At 70.4% G+C, this 3942-nt stretch carries 4 protein-coding genes; 2 read left to right on the top strand and 2 right to left on the bottom strand.

Annotation, left to right across the window (positions count from 1 at the left end; translation table 11 throughout):
- Both ACWJ6R_RS31680 and ACWJ6R_RS31675 read right to left on the bottom strand, forming a co-directional pair.
- The coding region (locus ACWJ6R_RS31680) for an ABC transporter ATP-binding protein (protein WP_449065741.1) at positions 1-438 on the bottom strand (438 nt) is incomplete at its 3' end.
- Positions 439-451: 13 nt separating this feature from the next.
- Complete coding sequence (locus tag ACWJ6R_RS31675) at positions 452-958, bottom strand: PadR family transcriptional regulator (RefSeq protein WP_068894782.1); 507 nt, start codon at positions 956-958, stop codon at positions 452-454.
- A 133-nt stretch (positions 959-1091) separates the two neighbouring features.
- Here ACWJ6R_RS31675 and ACWJ6R_RS31670 point away from each other — a divergent pair, with 133 nt between their 5' ends.
- Both ACWJ6R_RS31670 and ACWJ6R_RS31665 read left to right on the top strand, forming a co-directional pair.
- On the top strand, positions 1092-2357 hold the full coding sequence (locus tag ACWJ6R_RS31670; RefSeq protein ID WP_449065740.1) for an ABC transporter substrate-binding protein: 1266 nt from the start codon (positions 1092-1094) through the stop codon (positions 2355-2357).
- A 126-nt stretch (positions 2358-2483) separates the two neighbouring features.
- On the top strand, positions 2484-3830 hold the full coding sequence (locus ACWJ6R_RS31665) for an ABC transporter substrate-binding protein (RefSeq protein WP_449065739.1): 1347 nt from the start codon (positions 2484-2486) through the stop codon (positions 3828-3830).
- Positions 3831-3942: the final 112 nt, after the last annotated feature.

Genomic DNA, 3942 nt, shown 5'->3' with positions numbered 1-3942 from the left:
CTGGGCGGGGGCCGCACCGGCCCGGTCGGCGAGGCCGAGCGCGCCGAGGAGCTGCTCGCGGCGCTCGCGCGCCTCGCGGGGCGAGGCCCCGGCCAGCAGCGCGGGCAGCTCGACGTTGTCGGCCACGGTCATGTTGGCCACCAGGTTGAAGAACTGGAAGACGAAGCCGACCTTCCTGCGGCGCAGCAGCGCCCAGGCGCTCTCGCCCAGCGTGTCGGCCCGCTCGCCGTCCAGCCAGATCTCGCCGCTGGTCCGGGTGTCCAGGCCGCCGAGCATGTGCACCAGGGTGGACTTGCCGGAGCCCGAAGGGCCCATGATCGCGACGAACTCTCCCGGCTCCACCCGCAGGTCCACGCCCCGCACGGCGGGGACCGGCACGCCTCCGTCCTGGTAGATCTTGACGAGGTTGACGGTGCTGATCACAGGGGGGGTGTCCATCAGCCTCTCCGGTTCAACTGAGATCCTCCTGGCAGCGTTCGAGCCAGTCGAGGTCGGCCTGCAGGTGCAGCATCGCGCCCTCGATCAGCAGGAGCGCCACCTGGTTGTCCGGATCGGTCCGCTCGGCGAGCTCGTTCAGGTCGCGCATGAGCGCAAGGTAGTGGCGGCGCTGCCGGTTGATCAATGCCATCCGGTCGGCGATGCCGGTCATCGGGGCCAGGACGAGCTTCATGAAGAACTCGTCGCGGACCCGCGGCCCCTCGGTGGGCTCGTCCACCCAGTCGTCCAGGGCCTCCCGGCCGGCGGCCGTCAGGTAGTAGACCTTCTTGTTCGGCCGGTTGGACTGCTCGACGTCCACCGCCCGGACCAGGCCGTCCTTCTCCAGGCGGCCGAGCGTGACGTAGATCTGGCCGATGTTCGGCGAAGGATAGGCGCTGCCGAAGGTCTGCTCCAGCGCCTGTTTGAGTTCGTAGCCGTGGGCAGGTTCCTTCGCGAGGAGCGCCAGCAGGAACGGCCGCACGCCCACCTCCTCGTCGTGCTCGCGTTATGCGAGCGTTACGGAGCCATCCGTTGACGTTCACATTAGCGCTGTGCATAACATGAATGCATCTACCTAACACGTATGTAACCCCGCCGAAACACGGAGGTCACGAGTGAACCGCCTGGTCCCGTTCGCCCTCGCCGCGCTGCTGCTGGCGGGGTGCACGGCGGGGGCAGGCGGGCAGGAGCCTCCCCGGCGGGAGGGCGGGACGGGCCCCTTCACCCTGGTGACGGGGCGCGACACCACCGGCTACCTGCGGCCGCTGCTCGACCGCTGGAACCGGTCCCACCCCGCCGAGCGGGTCACCCTGCTGGAGCTCCCGGAGGCGGCCGACGAGCAGCGCGCCCAGATGGTCGCCAACCTGCAGGCCAGGAGCGACCGCTACGACGTGCTCGGCCTCGACGTGGTCTGGACGGCGGAGTTCGCCGACGCCGGCTGGATCGTGCCGCTGGAGCGGAGCCTGTTCCCGCTCGACCGGTTCCTCCCGCCGGTCGTGGACACCGCCGTCTACCGCGGCAAGCTCTGGGCGGTGCCGTACACCAGCAACGCCGGGCTGCTCTACTACCGCAAGGACCTCCTCGCCTCAGAGGGCCTCGCCCCGCCCGCGACCTGGGCGCAGCTGCGCGAGCAGGCGCGGGCGCTGCACGAGGAGTACGGCGTCGGCGGCTACGCCGGGCAGTTCCTCGCCTACGAGGGGCTGACCGTCAACTTCACCGAGGCCGTGCAGTCGGCGGGCGGCGGGCAGATCCTCAGCCCGGACGGCACGCGGGTCACCATGGACGCCGCCGGGGCGAAGGCCGGGCTGGACTTCCTGGTCGGCGGGCTCCGGGAGGGGTGGATCCCGAAGGAGTCGCTCTCCTACAAGGAGGAGGAGTCCCGGCTGGCCTTCCAGGAGGGCCGGCTGGCCTTCGCCCGCAACTGGCCGCCCGCCTACGGTCCGGCCGCCCAGTCGGAGATCGCGGGCAAGTTCGCGGTCACCCGGCTGCCGGGCCTGGACGGACCGGGCTCCAGCACGCTGGGCGGGACCAACCTCGCGCTCAGCGCGTTCTCCAAGCGGCAGAAGTCGGCGGTGGAGTTCATCCGCTACTTCACCGGGCTGGAGAACCAGCGGCGGGTGCTCACCGACGGCTCGTTCCCGCCCGTGTGGACCGAGCTGTACGACGACCCCGCCCTCATCAGGCGCTTCCCCTACCTGCCGGTCCTGAAGGAGAGCATCCTCTCCGCCCGGCCCCGGCCGGTCAGCGCCAACTACGACCAGGTGAGCCTGGCGATCGCCGGTGCGGTCTCAGGCGCACTCACCCCGCCCTTCGAGGAGTCGAGCGACGACGTCGTCGCCTCCCTGAAAGGCCAGTTGAACGAGATCATCAGGGCTCCCTGACCCGGGGGCGATCCTCCCGGCGAGCCGTCATCCCCATCTCGTCGTCATCCGAAGTCGTCATCCGAAGTCGTCATTCGCAGTTGTCCGAACCTCGGGGGTTTGAGAACAACAGGAGGTCTTCTCAGCATGCGCAGAACCACGATCACCGTGACGACCGCGGGGCTCGCCCTCGCGCTCGCCGCGTGCGGCGGATCCACCGACACCACCGGCTCCGCCGGCTCCACCACCGCTCCCGCCGCGAGCGGCGGGGCCTCCTCCGCCCCCGCGGCGGCCAAGACCCTCGAAGGGGTGACCATCGAGGTCGCCGCCAAGTGGACCGGACCGGAGCAGGCGAACTTCCAGAAGGTGCTGGACGCCTTCCAGGCCAAGACCGGCGCCAAGGTCACCTACTCCTCCACCGGCGAGGACACCGGCGCCTACCTCGGCCCGCGGATCCAGGGCGGCAGCCCGCCGGACGTCGCGATCCTGCCCCAGCCCGGCCTGGTCCAGCAGTACGCCGACGCCAAGTCGCTCAAGCCGCTCACCCCTGAGGTGATCAAGCAGATCGACGAGAACTACACCCCGTACTGGAAGGAGCTCGGCTCGGCCGACGGCCAGGTGTACGGCGTGCTGGTCAAGGCCGCGCACAAGTCGCTGGTCTGGTACCGCGACCAGGCCTTCGCCGACGCCGGGGTGCAGCCCCCCGCCACCTGGGACGAGCTGGTGAAGGCCGCCCAGACGGTCGCCGACTCCGGCACCCCGCCGATCTCGCTGTGCGGGGCGTCCGGCTGGACCCTCACCGACCTGTTCGAGAACGTCTACCTGTCGACCGCGGGCCCGGAGAACTACACCAAGCTCTCCAAGCACGAGATCCCGTGGACCGACCCGAGCGTCACCACCGCGCTGGAGAAGATCGCCCAGCTCACCGGGAAGAAGGAGTTCCTGCTCGGCGGCACCTCCGGCGCGCTGCAGACCGACTTCCCGACCTGCGTGACCCAGGTCTACGGCCAGGACAAGGCGGCGATGGTCATCGAGGCCGACTTCGTCGGCACCACGGCCGAGGAGTCGGGCGCCAAGCTCGGCGAGGAGGCCAAGTACTTCCCGTTCCCGAAGGCCGGCGAGACCGCGCCGGTCGTGCTGGGCGGCGACATCGCGGTGGCGCTGAAGGACTCCAAGGGCGCCATGGCGCTGCTGGAGTACCTCGCCTCCACCGAGGGCGGCGAGGTCTGGGCCAAGCTCCCCGGCTACCTGTCCCCCAACCGCAACGTCTCCCCCGACAACTACCCGAGTGAGCTGACCAAGCAGCTCGCGCAGACGATCATCTCCGCGGGCGAGTCGGTCCGCTACGACATGTCCGACCTGGCGCCCAGCGCCTTCGGCGGCACCGACGGCAAGGGCGAGTGGAAGCTCCTGCAGGACTTCGTGCGCGACCCGTCGAAGATCAAGGAGATCCAGAAGAGCCTCGAGGCCGAGGCCGCCAAGGCCTGGAAGTAGAGGGGGCAGGCCGTGACCGACCGGTTGGACGGCCCGCCGGACCCCCGCGGCGACGACGGCGACGCCGTCGCCGCGGGGTCCTCCCCCGGACCCCGCACCCCCTCTCCCGGAT

The organism is Planomonospora algeriensis, from assembly GCF_977012225.1.
The sequence above is the reverse complement of the archived record's forward strand: the minus strand, read 5'-3'. Positions and strand labels throughout refer to the sequence as shown.

Coding starts and splice junctions, on each gene's coding strand:
- ACWJ6R_RS31665 (WP_449065739.1), top strand. CDS start 2,484: ATGCGCAGAACCACGATCACCGTGACGACCGCGGGGCTCGCCCTCGCG.